This window comes from Microbacterium aurantiacum (assembly GCF_002872075.1).
GTDB classification, from domain to species: domain Bacteria; phylum Actinomycetota; class Actinomycetes; order Actinomycetales; family Microbacteriaceae; genus Microbacterium; species Microbacterium aurantiacum_A.
In genome coordinates this window covers 139,650-157,115 of sequence record NZ_PGGU01000004.1, presented here as the reverse complement: position 1 = coordinate 157,115, position 17,466 = coordinate 139,650, and the positions used below count along the sequence as shown (strand labels likewise).

17 protein-coding genes are annotated in these 17,466 nt (G+C 69.4%); 5 read left to right on the top strand and 12 right to left on the bottom strand.

The genetic code is table 11. From position 1 onward, the window contains the following. On the bottom strand, window positions 1-1,433 hold a 1,433-nt coding region (locus CUR96_RS02405; protein WP_102191697.1), incomplete at its 3' end, for a helix-turn-helix domain-containing protein. Between the two features lie 138 nt (window positions 1,434-1,571). Here CUR96_RS02405 and aceB point away from each other — a divergent pair. From aceB to CUR96_RS02390, 3 genes are all read left to right on the top strand, one after another. After that, window positions 1,572-3,227, top strand: a complete 1,656-nt coding sequence (aceB, locus tag CUR96_RS02400; protein WP_102191696.1) for a malate synthase A — start codon at window positions 1,572-1,574, stop codon at window positions 3,225-3,227. 27 nt (window positions 3,228-3,254) lie between these two features. Next, window positions 3,255-4,850 (top strand): isocitrate lyase, encoded by a 1,596-nt coding sequence (locus CUR96_RS02395; RefSeq protein ID WP_102191695.1) that lies wholly within the window; start codon window positions 3,255-3,257, stop codon window positions 4,848-4,850. A gap of 161 nt (window positions 4,851-5,011) precedes the next feature. Further along, window positions 5,012-5,356 carry a hypothetical protein gene (locus CUR96_RS02390; protein WP_102191694.1) on the top strand — a complete coding sequence of 115 codons (345 nt, stop codon included), beginning with the start codon at window positions 5,012-5,014 and terminating at the stop codon, window positions 5,354-5,356. Between the two features lie 25 nt (window positions 5,357-5,381). On the opposite strand, the gene CUR96_RS02385 is transcribed toward CUR96_RS02390, so the two are convergent. Next, a complete protein-coding gene (locus CUR96_RS02385; protein WP_102191793.1) occupies window positions 5,382-5,885 on the bottom strand; it encodes an Lrp/AsnC family transcriptional regulator in 504 nt (167 codons plus the stop codon). Window positions 5,886-6,002: 117 nt separating this feature from the next. Here CUR96_RS02385 and ald point away from each other — a divergent pair, with 117 nt between their 5' ends. Together ald and CUR96_RS02375 are read left to right on the top strand one after the other, a co-directional pair. Further along, on the top strand, window positions 6,003-7,088 hold the full coding sequence (ald, locus tag CUR96_RS02380; protein WP_102191693.1) for an alanine dehydrogenase: 1,086 nt from the start codon (window positions 6,003-6,005) through the stop codon (window positions 7,086-7,088). A 236-nt stretch (window positions 7,089-7,324) separates the two neighbouring features. Continuing rightward, complete coding sequence (locus CUR96_RS02375; RefSeq protein WP_102191692.1) at window positions 7,325-8,524, top strand: pyridoxal phosphate-dependent aminotransferase; 1,200 nt, start codon at window positions 7,325-7,327, stop codon at window positions 8,522-8,524. Between the two features lie 118 nt (window positions 8,525-8,642). On the opposite strand, the gene CUR96_RS02370 is transcribed toward CUR96_RS02375, so the two are convergent. The 10 genes from CUR96_RS02370 to CUR96_RS02325 all read right to left on the bottom strand — a co-directional run bounded on the left by CUR96_RS02370 (window position 8,643) and on the right by CUR96_RS02325 (window position 17,445). After that, window positions 8,643-9,038, bottom strand: coding sequence for a VOC family protein (locus tag CUR96_RS02370; protein WP_102191691.1), 396 nt, complete (start codon window positions 9,036-9,038; stop codon window positions 8,643-8,645). A gap of 33 nt (window positions 9,039-9,071) precedes the next feature. Further along, entirely contained in the window at window positions 9,072-10,217 is a 1,146-nt protein-coding gene (locus CUR96_RS02365; protein WP_102191690.1) for a UDP-N-acetylmuramate dehydrogenase, read from the bottom strand. A gap of 3 nt (window positions 10,218-10,220) precedes the next feature. Continuing rightward, entirely contained in the window at window positions 10,221-10,619 is a 399-nt protein-coding gene (locus CUR96_RS02360) for a MaoC/PaaZ C-terminal domain-containing protein (RefSeq protein ID WP_102191792.1), read from the bottom strand. Next, window positions 10,619-11,080, bottom strand: a complete 462-nt coding sequence (locus CUR96_RS02355; RefSeq protein ID WP_102191689.1) for an FAS1-like dehydratase domain-containing protein — start codon at window positions 11,078-11,080, stop codon at window positions 10,619-10,621. Before CUR96_RS02355 ends, CUR96_RS02360 begins: the two co-directional genes overlap by 1 nt. Window positions 11,081-11,106: 26 nt before the next feature. After that, a complete protein-coding gene (locus CUR96_RS02350; protein ID WP_102191688.1) occupies window positions 11,107-12,309 on the bottom strand; it encodes a glycerate kinase family protein in 1,203 nt (400 codons plus the stop codon). 99 nt (window positions 12,310-12,408) lie between these two features. Further along, a complete protein-coding gene (locus CUR96_RS02345) occupies window positions 12,409-14,076 on the bottom strand; it encodes an SLC13 family permease (RefSeq protein WP_102191687.1) in 1,668 nt (555 codons plus the stop codon). Beyond that, window positions 14,073-14,732, bottom strand: coding sequence for a response regulator transcription factor (locus CUR96_RS02340; protein ID WP_102191686.1), 660 nt, complete (start codon window positions 14,730-14,732; stop codon window positions 14,073-14,075). Before CUR96_RS02340 ends, CUR96_RS02345 begins: the two co-directional genes overlap by 4 nt. Before the next feature lies 1 nt (window position 14,733). Further along, entirely contained in the window at window positions 14,734-16,296 is a 1,563-nt protein-coding gene (locus CUR96_RS02335) for a sensor histidine kinase (protein WP_219721951.1), read from the bottom strand. Beyond that, on the bottom strand, window positions 16,289-16,570 hold the full coding sequence (locus CUR96_RS18480) for a hypothetical protein (protein ID WP_146008112.1): 282 nt from the start codon (window positions 16,568-16,570) through the stop codon (window positions 16,289-16,291). The genes CUR96_RS02335 and CUR96_RS18480 overlap by 8 nt, the downstream gene beginning before the upstream one ends. A gap of 77 nt (window positions 16,571-16,647) precedes the next feature. Continuing rightward, the gene (locus tag CUR96_RS02325; protein ID WP_102191684.1) at window positions 16,648-17,445 is read right to left on the bottom strand and encodes a sulfite exporter TauE/SafE family protein; all 798 of its coding nucleotides are present in this window, start codon (window positions 17,443-17,445) and stop codon (window positions 16,648-16,650) included. Between the last annotated feature and the right edge of the window lie 21 nt (window positions 17,446-17,466).

The following is a 17,466-nucleotide window of genomic DNA, read 5'->3' as shown; positions in this document are numbered from 1 at the left end:
TCGAGGAACTCGTACACGTCGGTCGTATCGACCCCGGGGAAGGCTCCGGTCGGCAGCGTCGCGAGCAGGGTGCGCGGCGTGCGCACGTTCGGCCAGGAGTTGTCGCGCCAGCGCTGCTCGAGGTCGGCCGGCGCCCGCCGGCAGCAGACCTCGACGGAGTGCTTCGACGTACCGCGGTTCGCGGTGTCACGCCCCACGAACCACTTCGTGTCGTCGAAGCGCACGCCGACGCTGACCGAGTGCAGGCCTTCGCTGGACGATTCGACCCGAGCGGTGCACCAGTAGGTGCCGTTGCCGGTGTCGGTGTACTGGTAGTACGGGTTGAAGCGGTCATCCTCGTCGAAGACGACCCGGCTCGTCCACCGGCGGCAGCACATCTGCCCCTCGATGGCACCGAGCCGGTCGGTGGGGAAGTTGACGTCGTCGTTCTCGTAGGCCTTCGTGATCGTTCCCGACTCGTGCACCTTCAGGAAGTGCACGGGGATGTCGAGGTGGCGCGTCGCCAGGTTCGTGAAGCGGTGCGCCGCGGTCTCGTACGACACCGAGTAGGTGTCGCGGAGGTCTTCGATCGAGATCGCCCGGCGGGCCTTCGCATCCTTCAGGGCGGGCACGACGTGGGCCTCCGGGATGAGCAGCGCGCCGGTCAGGTAGTTCGTCTCGACCCGCTGGCGGAGGAACTCGGCATAGCTGCGGGGCTCGGAGTGCCCCAGCATCCGGGAGGAGAGCGCCTGCAGCACCGCCGTGCGCGCGTCCCCCTTCGCCGGCACCTGGCTGGAAAGGTAAAGGCGCCCGTTCGCGAGATCGGCGACGCTGCGGGTGGTCTGCGGCAGGTCGGGCGCATAGTGCAGGGTGAATCCGAGGTACGCCGCGATCTCGGATGCGGTGCGCTGCGTGAGCGGCCCTCCCGGGTGCCCGACCGCGGTGAGGATCTCGGAGGCCTTCGTCTCGAGGTCGGCGAAGTGGTTGTCCTGACGGCGCATGAGATGGCGCAGCTCGACGTTCGCCCTCCGCGCCTCCTCCGGGGTCGCCGCCCGCTCATCGCGCAGTCGGTCGATCTCGCCGTGCAGCGCGAGCAGCGCCTTCAGCGCGTCGGTCGGCATTCCCTTGCCGATCCGGAACGGCTCGATGCCGAGGGCTTGGAACGTCTGCCCCTTCATCGCCCGCTCCAGCGCGATCTCCGCGGCGCTGCGCTCGTCGAGGGGCTCGCCCTCGAGCAGCGCGTCGATCGTGACTCCGAGGGCACGGGCGATCGCCTGCAGGGCGGTGAGCTTCGGCTCGCGTTTGCCGGTCTCGATCATCGAGAGCTGGCTGGGCACCCGGTCGACGGCCGAAGCGAGGTCGTCAAGGGTCATCCCGCGCGCCGTGCGCAGCTGGCGGATGCGGCGGCCGATCGTGAGGGCGTCGGTCTCTTCTGCGGTGTCAACGGTGACCATGGCGCCGATTCTGTCACAGAAGAAGAATTTCAGCCAAACTTCACATGCGATTTGGCCAGGCGGATGCAGAAACTTCACCCACAGTGGAACCAAGCCACCCGGCAGTTCCACCGCCGAGAACGACCGAAAGGACTCATCATGACCACTCCCACCGCTGCCGCGTTCACCGCGCCGATCCAGACGGCGCAGCAGGGACCCGCGATCGAGCTCACGGGCCCCACCCGCGATCGCTATGACGAGATCCTCACGCCCGAGGCGGTCGCCTTTCTCACCGAGCTGCACCACCGCTTCACCAACCGACGGCACGACCGTCTCGCCGACCGGATGCGCCGGCGGTTCGAGATCGGCAACGGCCACGACCCGCGCTTCCGCGACGACACCGCGCACATCCGCGAGGACGCCGACTGGCGCGTCGCCGGAGCCGGCCCAGGACTCGAGGACCGTCGCGTCGAGATCACCGGCCCCACCGACCCGAAGATGACCATCAACGCGCTGAACTCCGGGGCGCGGGTCTGGCTGGCCGATCAGGAGGACGCCACCAGCCCCACCTGGAAGAACGTCATCGAGGGGCAGCTGTCGCTGCGCGATGCGATCCGCGGCGAACTCAGCTTCACAAGCCCGGAGGGCAAGGAGTATCGCGTCACCGCCGAGCGCACGCCGACGATCGTGATGCGGCCGCGCGGCTGGCACCTCACCGAGAAGCACATGGAGTTCACCGACCGCGCGGGTCGCCGGATGGCCGCATCGGGCTCGCTGGTCGACTTCGGGCTCTACTTCTTCCACAACGCCCAGGCGCTCATCGACGCCGGCCGCGGGCCGTACTTCTACATCGCCAAGATCGAGTCCAGCGAAGAGGCGAAGCTGTGGGACGACGTGTTCCGCTTCAGCGAGGAGTACATCGGCATCCCGCACGGCACGATCCGCGCGACCGTCCTCATCGAGACCCTGCCCGCCGCATTCGAGATGGACGAGATCCTGTACGAGCTGCGCGACCACTGCGCAGGCCTCAACGCCGGGCGCTGGGACTACATCTTCTCGATCATCAAGAACTATCGCGGCCGCGGTGCGCGCTTCGTGCTGCCGGACCGCAGCGAGGTCACGATGACGGTGCCGTTCATGCGGGCGTACACCGAGCTGCTGGTGAAGACCTGCCACAAGCGCGGGGCCTTCGCCATCGGCGGCATGAGCGCATTCATCCCGAATCGCCGGGATGCCGAGGTCACGGCCCGTGCCGTCGAGAAGGTGTCCGCCGACAAGAGGCGCGAGGCGGGAGACGGCTTCGACGGCACCTGGGTGGCGCACCCCGACCTGATCGCCACCGCGCAGGCGGAGTTCGATGCGGTGCTCGGCGACCGCCCGAACCAGGTCGACCGTCAGCGCGACGACGTGCACGTGACGGCATCCGATCTGCTGGACCTGCACATCGGCCGGCCCATCACCGCTCAGGGAGTGCGCGACAACGTGTCGGTGGCGATCCGCTACCTCGAGGCATGGCTGCGCGGCCTCGGCGCCGTGGCGATCGACAACCTGATGGAGGATGCGGCGACGGCGGAGATCAGCCGCTCGCAGGTGTGGCAGTGGATCCACCAGGATCGCTCCACCGAGGACGGCACGGCGATCACTCCCGAGTACGTCGAGGGCCTGATCACGCAGGTGCTCGCCCAGGCCACCCGCTCGGCAGGAGACCGGTTCGACGACGCGGCCGAGATCTTCCGCGAAGTCGCGCTGAAGGAGGAGTTCCCCTCCTTTCTCACGCTCGGTGCGTACAACCGCTACCTCACCGAGACCGACTGACCGTCCACCACCCACGAAGGGCATGACATGACCCCGTACCAGAACGACATCGACACGCTCCAGACGCTGAAGGATGCGCAGGGCTCCAGCTGGCGCGCCATCAACCCCGAATCCGTCGCCAGGATGCGCGCGCAGAACCGGTTCCGCACCGGACTGGAGATCGCGCAGTACACGGCCGACATCATGCGCCGCGACATGGAGGAGTACGACGCCGACTCGTCGGCGTACACCCAGTCGCTCGGGGTCTGGCACGGTTTCATCGGGCAGCAGAAGCTCATCTCTATCAAGAAGCACCTGAAGTCCACCAGCAAGCGGTACCTCTATCTCTCCGGGTGGATGGTCGCCGCACTCCGTTCCGAGTTCGGCCCGCTGCCGGACCAGTCGATGCACGAGAAGACCGCGGTGCCCGCCCTGATCGAGGAGCTCTACACCTTCCTCCGCCAGGCCGACGCCCGTGAGCTCGACCTGCTCTTCTCCCAGCTCGACGCCGCCCGTGCCGGCGGCGACGAGACCGCTGTCGAGTTCATCCAGTCCCAGATCGACAACTACGAGACGCATGTCGTCCCGATCATCGCCGACATCGACGCGGGCTTCGGCAACCCGGAGGCGACTTACCTCCTCGCCAAGAAGATGATCGAGGCGGGCGCGTGCGCCATCCAGATCGAGAATCAGGTCTCGGATGAGAAGCAGTGCGGCCATCAGGACGGCAAGGTCACCGTGCCGCATGAGGACTTCATCGCGAAGATCAACGCAGTCCGGCACGCGTTTCTCGAGCTCGGCATCGACAACGGCATCATCGTCGCCCGCACCGATTCGCTCGGCGCCGGCCTCACGCAGAAGCTCGCCGTCACGCACGAGCCGGGCGACCTCGGCGACCGGTACAACTCCTTCCTCGACGTCGAAGTGGTCTCGGAGGATGACCTCGGCAACGGCGACGTGGTGATCAAGCGTGACGGCGCGCTGCTGCGCCCGAAGCGCCTGGCCAGCAACCTGTACCAGTTCCGCCCCGGTACCGGTGAGGAGCGCGTCGTGCTCGACTGCATCACGTCGCTGCGCAACGGCGCTGACCTGCTGTGGATCGAGACGGAGAAGCCGCATGTGGAGCAGATCGCGGGCATGGTCGATGCGATCCGCCGTGAAGTCCCGAACGCGAAGCTCGTCTACAACAACAGCCCGTCGTTCAACTGGACGCTGAACTTCCGTCAGCAGGCGTACGACCTGCTCGCGGAAGACGGGACGGATGTCTCGGCATACGACCGCAACGCCCTCATGAGCATCGAGTACGACGACACCGAGCTCGCACGGCTGGCCGACGAGAAGATCCGCACGTTCCAGCGCGACAGCGCAGCCCGCGCGGGGATCTTCCACCATCTCATCACGCTCCCGACCTATCACACGGCTGCGCTGTCGACCGACGATCTCGCCAAGGGGTACTTCGGCGACGAGGGGATGCTCGCCTACGTCAAGGGCGTCCAGCGCCGCGAGATCCGCGGCGGGATCGCCACGGTCAAGCACCAGAACATGGCAGGGTCCGACCTCGGCGACAACCACAAGGAGTACTTCGCTGGCGATGCCGCCCTCAAGGCCGGCGGTCAGCACAACACGATGAACCAGTTCGGCTGACGCCGGCTCTGCGGCGAGCCGGACACCCCGGCGAGGCCGCGCCCGAAGAACCCCTGGCCCCCGGTTGCTGCGAGACCCGCAGCATCCGGGGGCCTCGTCCTGCACCCGCGGCCTGTGGACAACCCGAACGTCACCGGGCGGATCCGAGTACGTTCCCAGGCATGCTCACCTCTGAAACCATCGCTGGTACCGGACCGCGACGCCGCGCCATCGCCCGGACGATCTTCATCGTCTCGGCCGTGGTCATCTTCTCGGCGCTCGTGCTGCTCGTCTCGGAATCACGGCTGATCCCTGGATCCGTGCCGGCGGAGGCGTTCCTCCTCTTCATGATCCCGGCGTACCTGTTCATCTTCGGGTGGTGGTTCTTCGGACTGCTCCTCATCGCGGGGATGCTGTTGCTGATCCGAGTGCCGAAGCCGCTGCCGCTGGCGATCTTCGGGGCGATCGTGCTGGTGTCCGGCGGCATCGTCGGTGCCGACCTCATGCACCTCTACGACCTGGGGTGACGTCCGGCCGCTCCCGGCATCACGTTCACTCGAACGACGCGGCGACAGAATTGCGGTGGTAGTCGAAGACGATGCTGGTACGCGTCGAGGCCACGCTGCTCTGCGCGGAGAGGTGCTCGAGGACGAACTCGCGCATCTGCGACGAGTCGGTGACCGCGATGTGCAGCAGGAAGTCGTCGTCTCCGCCGAGGAAGAACACCTGGATGACCTGCGGCAGTCCGCGCACCCGGTCGGCGAACTCGACGATGCTCTCGCGCCGTCCGCTCGGGCGCAGCGTGACGCCGATGACCGCCTGAAGGCCGGCGCCCAGCATCCGCTCGTCGACACTGGCGTGGAATCCGGTGATCACGCCTCTGTCGAGGAGCGATCGCAGCCGCGCATGAGCGGTCGACGGAGCGACGCCGAGCGTGGCGGCGAGCTCGGCGTTCGTCATTCGGCCGTCGGCCGCGAGCAGGCCGACGATCTGCGCGTCGACCGGGTCGAGGGCCGGCGCTCGCAGAGTATTCGGCCGAGGGGCTTCCGATGGCATCTCCATCCGAATGATTATTCAGGATCTGCGCCTGCTTCGAATAGTCTTCAGCGAATCTTTTCTCGTGCCGATGATTCTGCGATCATTGCCTCACCGCCACCACTATCTGGAGGATCGATGAAGATCGCCGTGCCCACCGAGGTCAAGAACAACGAGAGCCGCGTCGCCCTCACTCCGGCCGGCGCCGATCGCCTCGTCCACGAGGGGCATCGCGTCCTCGTGCAGTCGGGCGCCGGGCTCGGGTCGCGCATCGACGACGACGCCTATCGCGCAGCCGGCGCCGAGATCATCGCGTCCGCCGACGAGGTGTGGGGCGAAGCCGATCTGCTGATCAAGGTCAAGGAGCCGATCGCACAGGAGTACGGCTTCCTCCGCCCCGACCTGACGCTCTTCACCTATCTGCACCTCGCCGCCGACCGGGCGCTGACGACGGCTCTCGTCGACGCGGGCACCACCGCCGTCGCCTATGAGACGGTGCAGCTGCCCGATCGCACCCTGCCGCTGCTCGTGCCGATGAGCGAGATCGCCGGCCGCCTCTCGGTCACGATGGGCTCCTACTCGCTGATGCGCTCAGCCGGCGGGCGCGGTGTCCTCCTCGGCGGCATCGCCGGCACTCCGCGGGCGAAGACCGTCGTGATCGGCGGCGGTGTCGCCGGCGAGCACGCCGCAGCCAACGCGCTCGGCCTCGGTTCGAAGGTCACCGTGATCGACATCTCGCTGCCGCGGCTGCGTGAGCTGGAGCACCGATACGGCGGTGCGATCGAGACGCGCGCTTCCAGCCGCTACGACATCGCCGAGGAGCTCGCGACGGCCGACCTCGTCATCGGTTCCGTCCTGATCCCGGGGGCCGCGGCCCCGAAACTCGTCACCGACGAGATGGTCGCCACGATGAAGTCCGGCTCGGTTCTGGTGGACATCGCGATCGACCAGGGCGGATGCTTCGAGGGCTCACGCCCGACCACGCACGACGACCCCACCTTCGCCGTGCACGATTCGATCTACTACTGCGTCGCGAACATGCCGGGCGCCGTGCCGGAGACGGCGACCCGCGCACTGACCAACGCCACCCTCCCGTACGTCTCGGCGATCGCCGGCAAGGGCTGGGAGCGCGCTGCGGCAGACGACCTCGCCCTGGCCAAGGGCCTCAACACCCAGGACGGGCGCATCACGCTCGCGGCCGTCGCCCAGGCCCACGGCCTCTGACGCGGCATCCGGCGCACAACTCAAGATCACGCGACTCAGCATCTCGGCACGAGACAGAGTTTCCAGCATGAGGCGGCCCCAGCCCGGCGCTGTCTCATGCCGCACACTCTGTCTCAGCGCGTCACCTTGGTTCGCGGGAGCATCCCTGCACGGACTTGCCGAACGCGTAAAGAACAGGCGAACTTGATGTCGTCGGCGACCTCCTGCCAGGCGACGATCCGAGTACGCTCGAAGGCGTGACCGAACGCGCACCTCTCTCTCGCAAGCTGTCCGCCATCGCCGAGTCCGCCACCCTCAAGGTGGATGCCAAGGCCAAGGCCCTCAAGGCCGAGGGCAAGCCGATCATCTCCTACGCGGCGGGCGAGCCGGACTTCGCGACGCCGCAGTTCATCGTGGATGCCGCAGCGACGGCGCTCGCCGACCCTGCGAGCTACCGTTACACCCCTGCTCCGGGGCTGCCAGCGCTGCGCGAGGCGATCGCCGCGAAGACTCTGCGCGACTCGGGGATCGAAGTCTCCCCCAGCCAGGTCATCGTCACCAACGGCGGCAAGCAGTCCGTCTACCAGGCGTTCCAGGCCGTGGTGAACCCGGGCGACGAGGTGCTGCTGCCCGCGCCGTACTGGACCACGTACCCCGAGGCGATCCGTCTCGCCGACGGCGTCCCGGTCGAGGTGTTCGCCGGCGCCGACCAGGACTACAAGGTGACCGTCGAGCAGCTCGAGGCCGCGCGTACCGAGCGCACCACGGTGCTCGTCTTCGTGTCGCCGTCGAACCCGACCGGATCCGTGTACACCGCCGAGGAGACGAAGTCGATCGGCGAGTGGGCCGTCGAGCACGGCATCTGGATCATCTCCGACGAGATCTATCAGAACCTCACCTACGAGGGCATCAAGGCGACCTCGATCGTCGAGGCGGTGCCGGATGCCGCAGGCCAGACGATCCTCGTCAACGGTGTCGCGAAGACCTACGCGATGACCGGCTGGCGCGTGGGCTGGATGGTCGGTCCGGCCGACGCGATCAAGATCGCCGGCAACCTGCAGTCGCACCTGTCCAGCAACGTGAACAACGTCGCCCAGAAGGCCGCGATCGCCGCGCTCAACGGCCCGCAGACCGAGGCCGAGCAGTTCCGCGAGGCGTTCGACCGCCGCCGCCGGCTGATCGTCGCCGAGCTCTCCAAGATCGACGGGATGCGGGTGCCGAACCCGCTCGGCGCGTTCTACGTCTACCCCGACGTGCAGGGTCTGCTCGGCCGCACCTGGGGCGGCGTGACGCCGACGACGTCGCTCGAGCTCGCCGACCTCATCCTCGAGCAGGCCGAGGTCGCCGTCGTTCCGGGCGAGGCGTTCGGGCCGAGTGGCTACATCCGCATGTCGTACGCCCTCGGCGACGACGCACTGCTCGAGGGCGTGCAGCGACTGCAGCGCCTGTTCTCGTAGCATCCGCCCGCCCTGCCGGGCCTCGAGTGCACGGCTTGTTGCCGAGTGCATGGCTTCCGCACCGCGATAAGCCGTGCACTCGGCGAGATCCCGTGCACTCGGCGACGAACCGCCCCGCTCAATCCTCGTATCCGACGAGCCAGCGGATGCCGAAGCGGTCGGTGACCTGTCCGTCGTGCGCACCCCACTGACGTTTCTGCATCGGGTCGAGCGCCGTGCCGCGGTCGGCGAGCGCGGCGAACCAGCGTGTCAGGGTCTCCGGATCCGCCGTTCCCAGCAGCGAGAAGACGGCCCCGACGACGTGCACAGCGTCCTGGTCGGGCCCGGCGTCCGCGGCGAAGAGCTCGACCGGGCCGCGGATCTCGCCGTGCGCGATGGCATCGCCGGGCCCGTCGGTCCGAGCGAACTCCGCGTAAGTGTGCAGGTCGAGTTCGCCGCCGAACACGCCGTGATAGAACGTCAGCGCTTCGGCAGCGGTTCCGGGGAAGAAGAGATAAGGGACGAGTCCGGCCATGCGCAGAGCGTACCGTCGGTCGGCGGGATCGGCCTACAGCTCCACGCCGATCAGCACCGGCTCCGGCTGGAGCACGAGACCGAACTCGGCGTGCACGCGGCTCTGGATGAACCGGGCGAGCTCCGCGACCTCACCCGCGGTCGCGCCGCCTCGGTTGGTCAGCGCGAGAGCATGCTTCGTCGACACGGAGGCACGCGAGCGCGGGAGCTTGAATCCCTTGCCGATGCCAGCCTGCTCGATGAGCCACGCGGCGCTCACCTTCACGTCGGACGCCTCGTGGCGCGGCGTCGGGAGGAGACCGTCGTACGACGCGAGCGGAATGACGGTGACAGCGTCGAGGTCGGGGGCCACCGGCCACTGGGGGCACTCCGGCGGCAGCGCACGAGCGACGGCCTCCGGCACGACCGCGTTCTGGAAGAACGAGCCGACCCCGTGCGTGTCGGGGTCGTGCTCGTCGAGCAGCATCCCCTTCGACGCGCGGGTGGCGAGGATGCGTTCGCGCACCCAGGCGAGGGGCACGGGGGCCTCGTCCTGAAGTCCGAGGGCTCGCCGCAGCTGCTCGCCCCGCACCACGCGCTCGTTCGCGATGTGCAGATCGACCGTCACCGAGAGGATGACCGCTCGGCGCAGCGGCTCGCCGCCGTAGTGGTGCTTGAACACCGAGGTGCGGAATCCGAGCCCGAGGTCGGCTGCGGGCACGACCGAGATCTCGCCGGAGGACTCGTCGATGAGCTCGACCTCGACGAGCGTCTCCTGGATCTCCTGCCCGTACGCCCCGATGTTCTGCACCGGGGCGGCGCCGACGGTGCCCGGGATCCCGGACATCGCCTCCAGTCCGGCGTAGCCCCGATCGACCGCATGGGCGACGAGCGCATCCCAGCTGTGGCCGGCCTGCGCGCGCAGTCGCACGCGTCCCTGGTGCGGTGACGGGAGTTCGTCGATGCCGCGCGTCAGCACACGGATGACGGTGCCCTCGAACGGCTCGTCGCCGACGAAGAGATTCGAACCGCCGCCGAGCACGAACCACTCGTCGCCGCGCGCCCAGGTGTCGCGCAGCGCGTCGACGAGTTCTGCGGTGGTCGTGACCTGCAGCATCCGCTCCGGGGCGGCGCCGGTGCGCAGCGTCGTGAGCTCGGACAGCCGGATCGGGGCGATCTCCACGGGGTTCGAGAGGTCCATATGTCAGACCGCGACGCGCAGCTGCGCCTTGACCAGCACGGTGGCGTCGTTGAAGGTGACCTTCAGATCGATGCGCGCCGACGTCTCGTCGACCGCACCGACGGTGGCGAGCACGTGCACGTCGGCGCCGTCCACGGGATCCACGACGACCGGCTTGGTGAAGCGCACCCCGTAGTCCAGGATGCGGGCACCCGGCTCGAGAGCGGCGAGCACGACCGAGGAGCCGATGCCCATGGTCAGCATGCCGTGCGCGAGCACCCCGGGAAGCCCGACGGATGCCGCGACGTCATCGCGGTAGTGGATCGGGTTGAAGTCGCCGGATGCTCCGGCGTAGCGGACCAGCGACTCCCGGGTGAGGTGCACGGTCCGCTCGGCGACGGTGTCTCCGACCGCGTAGGCCATCATTCCGCCTCTCCTTCGGGGTCGGAGCCGACCAGCAGCACGCTGGTGGCCGTCACGACGTGGGCGCCCTCGGCATCCGTGATCTCCGCGTCGCTGGTGATCAGCGCGTTGCCCGCCATCATGCGGATGCCGGTGACCTTCAGCTGCGCGCTCAGCGCGTCACCCGCGACGATCGGACGCGAGTAGGTGAAGCGCTGTTCGGCATGGATGGTGCGCGCGAGAACGATCCCCGAGTCGGGTTCGGCCAGAAGCTGCTGCAGCGTGTGATCCTGGATCACCATCGCGAAGGTCGGCGGGGCGACGACATCGGCGAAGCCGGCGGCGCGTGCCACCTCGACGTCGGTGTGCTGCGGGGCATCGGCGAAGACGGCGCGCGCGAACTCGCGCACCTTCTCACGTCCGACGAGGTACGGGGGCGTCGGCGGGAACTCCCGGCCGACCAGTTCTGAGTTCACGGGCACCCCTCGATCCTATGCCGACCTGCCTGTCACGCCGCCCTCGCCGACAACGCCGACCCGAGCAGAACGAGCCGCATGCAGCGTTCTGCGGCATCGCGCAGCAGCTCCTCCCCCTGCTCGACGGCCTGCTCGAGTTCCATCGGCACAGTCAGGATCGAGGCGATCGCACCGATGCCGATGTCGTGCACGGCCGGCGCCCCCACGCCCAGAGAGCCGGCGATCCCCAGGACCGGAACGCCCTCGATGCGCGCCCGCATCGCGACCTCCGCGGGGACCTTGCCGCGCGGTGTCTGGAAGTCGATGGCGCCCTCGGCGGTGATGACCAGATCCGCCTTCGCGATGAGGTCATCGAGAGACGTCGGCAGGAGCCAGCTGTCGAGCAGCACCTCGAAGCGCGGTGCGAGCCGGGCACCCAGCACCGCGGCGAGCCCGGCGCCGAGCCCACCGGAGGCGCCGGTTCCGGCGCCGGTGCGCACGTCCATCGCACCCCCGAAAGGAGATTGCGCCTCGAGAAGCCCGGCCCAGGCATCGAGCGCCGTCGACAGCACCTCGACCTGTTCAGGCGTCGCGCCCTTCTGCGGCCCGAACACCCGGGCGACGCCGCGGCGCCCGCACAGCACATTGTGGATGTTGCAGGCGAGCACGATCTCGACGTCGCCGAGCCGCGGGTGCAGTCCTGCGAGATCGAGTTCGACCGCCTCGGCCAGGTGGCGTCCGCCGCGCGCGAGCGGTATCCCGTCGCGGTCGAGGATCCGCGCTCCGAGCGCCTGGAGCGCACCCGCACCGCCGTCGCTCGTGCCCGAGTCGCCGCATCCGATCACGATGCGCTCCGCACCGTCGTCGAGGGCGGCGGCGATCAGCTCGCCGACTCCGTAGGTCGTGGTCTCGCCGGGGTCGCGACGGTCGCGGGGCACGAGGCGCAGTCCGGCGGCCGCAGCCATCTCGACGACCGCGGTTCCGGTCGCCGCGCCCCCGAGCCGAGCCCAGTGCGCGTCGACCGCGTCTCCGGCGGGGCCGGTCACCCGCACCGGCACGACGTCGCCGCCGGTTGCCGCGGCGAGCGCCAGCGCGGTGCCCTCGCCGCCGTCCGGAACGGGGAACTCGTCGACCTGCACGCCCGGGATGACCCGGCGGATGCCGGACGCGATGGCGTGCGCGACGGCTTCTGCGCTCAGGCTCTCCTTGAATCCGCTCGGGGCGACGAGGATGCGCTGCGGGATGTGAATGGACATGTGTTCTCCTTCGATACGGCGTGAGCAGGGGCGGAGTGCCCTTCGGCGGGCACGACGATCAACGGGTACGCGGTGCGGACCCGGGCGAGGTGCGGATGCTCAGCGCATGAGGGGCATTCCCATCGCCGGCCAGATCCAGAACGCGAACACGGCGACCAGGGTGAACATCGCCGGCGCCAGCAGGACGGAGAGACGCCGGAGATCGTTCGGCGCGAACCCGCCGGGCACGACCGCGGGGTCGGCGAACATCGCCACCGGTTTCGCCGAGCTCGGCAGGGTGTGGCAGAAGCCCGCGGCCACCGTCGAGGCGAATGCGGCGGCCATGGGCTCGACGCCGAGACCGGGTGCCAGCGCGATCACCACCGGGATGACGGCGGCCGATCGCGCCGACCGCGACGGGATGAGCAGGTGCGCGGCGATCGAGAGACCGATCACCACGAGAATGAAGGCGACTCCTCCGCCGTCGCCCAGCCCCGCGAGCGGGGCGAGGGCCGACCCGCTCAGCCAGGCCGCCGCACCCGTCTCGGTGAGTGCGGATGCCAGCGCGAGCGTCGCGGCGAGGAAGAGCAGCAGCCCCCACGGCACCTTCGCCACGGCGGCGGGAAGGCGCGTGCATCCGATCACCGGTGAGACAGCGGCGACCGCGCCCAGCAGGGCGACGAGCGCCGGAGAGAGCTGGTGCAGCGGCTCTGTGCTCCAGAGCACGATCACGCCTGCCAGCAGCGCCGCCGCCCGCCATTCATCGGTGCTCAGCGGCCCGGTCACCGATGTCGGCGCGGTGCGCTCGAAATCGGCGAGGCCGATCCGCAGTCGGCCGGCGCGCTCGCGGCGGTCGGTGAAGCGCCACAGGATGATCTCGCAGGCGAGATGCGAGGAGATGACGGCGACGGGCAGGCCGAACCACAGCCAGCTGAGGAAGGTGAACCCTTCACCACCGGCGGCGACGAGAAGCTGGTTCGTGATGATGTGCGCGCCGGCTCCGAGGAGAGACGCCGCAGCCGAAAGCAGGATGACCGTCGGGAAGAGCAGCGCGAGCGCCTTCACCAGCTTGTCCCGGCCCGCGAGTGCGGCCGCCACCGCCGTGAAGACGGGGATGGCGAGCGCCGCGCGCCCGGATGTCGCCGGCACCGCGAACGCCGTGAGGGTGAGGGCGACGGTCGTCAGGTGGAACAGTGCCCGCGGGCTTCGCGCCCCGCGCAGCAGGTGGGCGGCGCCGCGCATCGCGAGGCCCGATGAGGTGACGCCCGCAGCGATCACGAATGCGCCGATGAGCAGCCAGATCGTGGGATCTCCGAGCGAGGCGAAGAACGTGTCGACGGGGAGCACGCCGGCGGCGATGAGGGCGATCGCCGCGAGGAGGGCGACGAGCGTGTCGTCCAGTCGCGTCGCGGTCCACGCCCAGACGGCGAGGAGGAACACCGTCACGGTGATGGCGACCGGGACCGTCAGGCCGCCCCCGGCATCGGTGGCGGGCACGGGCGCCGCGATCGCCGACATCGTCATCGCTGCACCGGCCGCCAGCACAGCGGCGAGCGCGGCGAACGCGACGATGCGACGCATCCGGGTGGGCCGGCCGATCGCGCCGGACGGCCGTGCCGAGCCGCCGCGCCGGCGCTGCGGCCACTCCGGTGTCGCCCGGCTGAGCAGGGGCTTCCCGGCTGGAGGCAGGGTCGCGAAACGCACGCGTGCCGGACGCTCGGCCGGCTCCTCCGGAGCCCTCGGAGTCGTCGGAGCGAGGCCGGTTCGGGAGTCGATCAGAGTGCTCATCGCAGTCGGTATCCCGCCCCGCGCACGGTCTCGATGCGGTCTGCGCCGATCTTGCTCCGCAGCGCCCGCACGTACACGTCCACGACGTTCGAGGCGGGGTCGAAATCCATCCCCCAGACGTGACCGATCAGCTGGTCCCGCGAGAGCACCTGCCCGGCGTTCTCGATGAACACCTCCAGCAGCGCGAACTCGCGTGAGGTGAGCTCGCGCATCTCACCGCCGACCGTCACTCGCCGCGCTCGGACGTCGACGTGCACGTCGCCGTGTGCGAGCACGGGACCGGATGCTCGTCCCTCGCCATCTCCGATGCGCAGCCGCACCCGGGCGAGAAGCTCCGCGAACTGGAACGGTTTGGTGACGTAGTCGTTGGCGCCGCTCTCGAGGCCGCGCACGGTGTCGATCACCGAGTCGCGGGCGGTCAGCACGATCACGGGGGTGGTGACGCCCTCTCCTCGGAGATGCGCGAGGACATCGAAACCGTCCATTCCGCCCAGGCCGATGTCCAGCAGCACCAGATCGAAGGTTCCGCTGCGCGCGAGGATGAGCGCCGTCTCGCCATCGGCCGCCTCCGCGGTGTCGTATCCGGCGGCGCGCAGACCGCGCCGCACGAACGACACGATGTGCGGATCGTCTTCCGCGATGAGGATTGTCCGCATCTCAGTTCCTCTCTGCGATGAGCTCCGACGGCAGTTCGCCGTCGAGCAGGTCCGGCACATCGATCGGCGCCGGGATGTCGATGCCGAAGGTGGCGCCCTCACCCGGGACGCTGTCGACCCAGGCCGATCCGCCATGGCCGTCCGTGATCGCGCGCACGATGGCGAGCCCGAGGCCCGATCCGTGCCGCCCGACGGTGTCGCCACGAGCCGACCCGCGGACGAAACGCTCGAAGATCCGCTCCGCGTCCTCCGCGAGCACCCCTGGGCCGGTGTCCTGCACCCAGAGCCGCAGCGCCCGTTCGGCGCCGTCCCCTTCGAAGCGGGAGCCCATCCGGATGCGGTCGTCGTCATCGGTCACCTGCACGGCGTTGGCCGCGAACTGCAGAACGGCCTGCGTGATGCGCTGCGGATCGAGCCGGACGCTGCCCTCGGCGACCTCCATCAGCTGCCAGCGGCGATCGCCGAGCGCCTGGGCCTTCGCCTCGATGTCGAGCGTGAGAGCCGTCACGTCGCACGAGGCGGCGCGGACGAAGTCGGGCTGCTGGGCACGCGCGAGGACGAGCAGGTCGGTGACGATGCGGCTCATGCGGTCGAGTTCATCGCTGACCAGCCGCAGTGCGGCCTTCCGCTCCTCGGGCTCATCGCTGAGCAGTTCCAGATGCCCGCGAACGATCGTGATCGGGGTGCGCAGCTCGTGACCGGCGTCGTCGACGAACCTCTGCTGCGTGGCATGAGCGGCCTCGAGGCGGTCGAGCATCTGGTTGAACGTCGTCGCGACGGCGGCGATGTCGTCGCTGCCGTCCACCGGAACGCGGGCGGTGAGGTCATGCTCGCCGATGTCGCGGGCCACGCGGTAGACCTCTCGCACCGGCGCGAGGATCTGGCCGGCGACGAGCCACGCGACTCCCGAGCTGAGCAGCAGGCCCAGCAGAGCGGCCCACGCGATCCCGGCGAAGCTCTCGTCGACCTGAGCGCGAGCATCCTGTGTGAACTGCAGGATCAGCAGCGTCCCGCCCGTGTCCCCCGACGTGAACTCCAGCCGCCCCCACCGCGCGGGTCCCGTCTCTCCGGTCTCGACGATTCCGGAAGCCGCGTCTCCGCTGAGGATGCGGTCGACGAGCGCCTCGCCACCGGGGACCTCGGCGGAGCCGCCGTTCGCCGTGTTCGACGCTGTGAGGCCGTTCGCCACCGCGACGATCGACCCGTCGACGATTCCGACGACGACCTCGTCGTGCAGCACCTGCCGCGCCACGTATTCCTGCAGGAGCTGCTCCGGAGTGGAGAGCCCTTCGGCTCCGGCCTTCTCCGAGAACCGGATGAACTCGTCGGCCTCCTGTTCGATCTCGGTGTTCGCCGCCCGCTCCACGCCGGCCACGAAGATGCTGCGGCCGATCATGCCCACCGCGACGAGGGTGACCATCGTGCTGAGGATGATCCACGCGGTGATCCGCCAGCGGGCGGGCATCGAGCGCGCGCGCAGAGTGCGCAGCGGAGTGCCCGGCCGTCCGACGCGGACATCGTCGGAGCCGTCGGGCTCGGCCCGGTCGATCAGCGGATCAGTCATCGTCGCCCTCGTCATCGTCGTCGTCATCGCCGCCGGGAACCGCAGGCGCCGGCGGGGCCGGCGGGGCCGGAGGCGCAGGTGCTGGTTCGACCTGCGGGGCCGGCGCGGGCGGATCCGGAGTGGCCGGTGTCGGTGAGGCCAGCTGCACCGTGACCGGTGCATCCGGAAGCCGCGGAGCTGCGGGCATCTGCGCGTGCGCCACGATGCCCACGGCGAAGGCCACGGGAAGCGCGATCAGAGCGCCCGGGATCAGGATGCGTCGTGCGGAGGTCATACGACCATCCTGCTGGGCGATCATGATGCCCGCATGAGGTGCGGATGAAGATTCCTTCATCCGCGGATCCGTGCAGGTCAGTCCCGCTTGCGCCCGCGGATCGCCTTCATCGCCATCTGGACGGCGATCACGGCGAGATATGCCGCGAACAGCACGTTGCCGAGCGCTGGGTCCACGATCGTCGCCAGCCACGCGCCGAGAGCGGTCGTGGTGCAGGCCGCCACTCCGATGACCGCAGCGGCACGCAGGTCGACGTTGCGGCGCCGGACGTTGCCGACGGTGCCGGAGACTGCGGTCGGGATCATCATCAGCAGCGACGTGCCCTTGGCGACCAGGTCGCTCGTTCCGAAGGCCAGCATGAGCACCGGGACGACGATCACCCCGCCGCCGACGCCGATGAGACCGGCGAGGATGCCGGCGCCGATGCCGACCCCGATGAGCGCGAGCCCGCTCCACCAGCTGAGCGTGAAGGCGGCGTCTCTCGAGGGGATCACCAGGAACAGGCTCGTGATGACCACGACCAGGAACCCGAAGAAGCCCCAGCGAAGCGCCGTCTGCGAGATGCGCGGGAGCAGCCAGGTGCCGATCTGGGCACCCACCACGGCCCCGGCCGCGAGGATGATCGCGGGGACCCAGGCCACCGACCCGGATGCCGCATACGAGATCACTCCGACGGCGGCCGTCGGCACGATGGCTGCGAGCGAGGTGCCGGCCGCGAGGCGCTGATCGAAGTGCAGGAGCAGCACCAGGAGGGGCACGATGACGGTTCCGCCGCCGACTCCGAAGAGTCCGGAGAGGAGACCGGCGAGCAGACCGATGACCACGAAAGCGGCGTAGGCACGAGCCCCGCGACGCGGCGAAGCTGCGGCATCCATCACGTCTCCAGCCTACTCGTG

Excerpts from the sequence above, each read along its gene's own strand:
- ald (WP_102191693.1), top strand. The coding sequence starts at position 6,003 with ATGAAGATCGCCGTGCCCACCGAGGTCAAGAACAACGAGAGCCGCGTC.
- CUR96_RS02395 (WP_102191695.1), top strand. The coding sequence starts at position 3,255 with ATGACCCCGTACCAGAACGACATCGACACGCTCCAGACGCTGAAGGAT.
- CUR96_RS02370 (WP_102191691.1), bottom strand. The coding sequence starts at position 9,038 with ATGGCCGGACTCGTCCCTTATCTCTTCTTCCCCGGAACCGCTGCCGAA.
- CUR96_RS18480 (WP_146008112.1), bottom strand. The coding sequence starts at position 16,570 with ATGACCTCCGCACGACGCATCCTGATCCCGGGCGCTCTGATCGCGCTT.
- CUR96_RS02335 (WP_219721951.1), bottom strand. The coding sequence starts at position 16,296 with ATGACTGATCCGCTGATCGACCGGGCCGAGCCCGACGGCTCCGACGAT.
- CUR96_RS02345 (WP_102191687.1), bottom strand. The coding sequence starts at position 14,076 with ATGAGCACTCTGATCGACTCCCGAACCGGCCTCGCTCCGACGACTCCG.
- CUR96_RS02360 (WP_102191792.1), bottom strand. The coding sequence starts at position 10,619 with ATGGCCTACGCGGTCGGAGACACCGTCGCCGAGCGGACCGTGCACCTC.
- CUR96_RS02390 (WP_102191694.1), top strand. The coding sequence starts at position 5,012 with ATGCTCACCTCTGAAACCATCGCTGGTACCGGACCGCGACGCCGCGCC.
- CUR96_RS02385 (WP_102191793.1), bottom strand. The coding sequence starts at position 5,885 with ATGCCATCGGAAGCCCCTCGGCCGAATACTCTGCGAGCGCCGGCCCTC.
- CUR96_RS02325 (WP_102191684.1), bottom strand. The coding sequence starts at position 17,445 with ATGGATGCCGCAGCTTCGCCGCGTCGCGGGGCTCGTGCCTACGCCGCT.
- CUR96_RS02350 (WP_102191688.1), bottom strand. The coding sequence starts at position 12,309 with ATGTCCATTCACATCCCGCAGCGCATCCTCGTCGCCCCGAGCGGATTC.
- aceB (WP_102191696.1), top strand. The coding sequence starts at position 1,572 with ATGACCACTCCCACCGCTGCCGCGTTCACCGCGCCGATCCAGACGGCG.
- CUR96_RS02340 (WP_102191686.1), bottom strand. The coding sequence starts at position 14,732 with ATGCGGACAATCCTCATCGCGGAAGACGATCCGCACATCGTGTCGTTC.
- CUR96_RS02365 (WP_102191690.1), bottom strand. The coding sequence starts at position 10,217 with ATGGACCTCTCGAACCCCGTGGAGATCGCCCCGATCCGGCTGTCCGAG.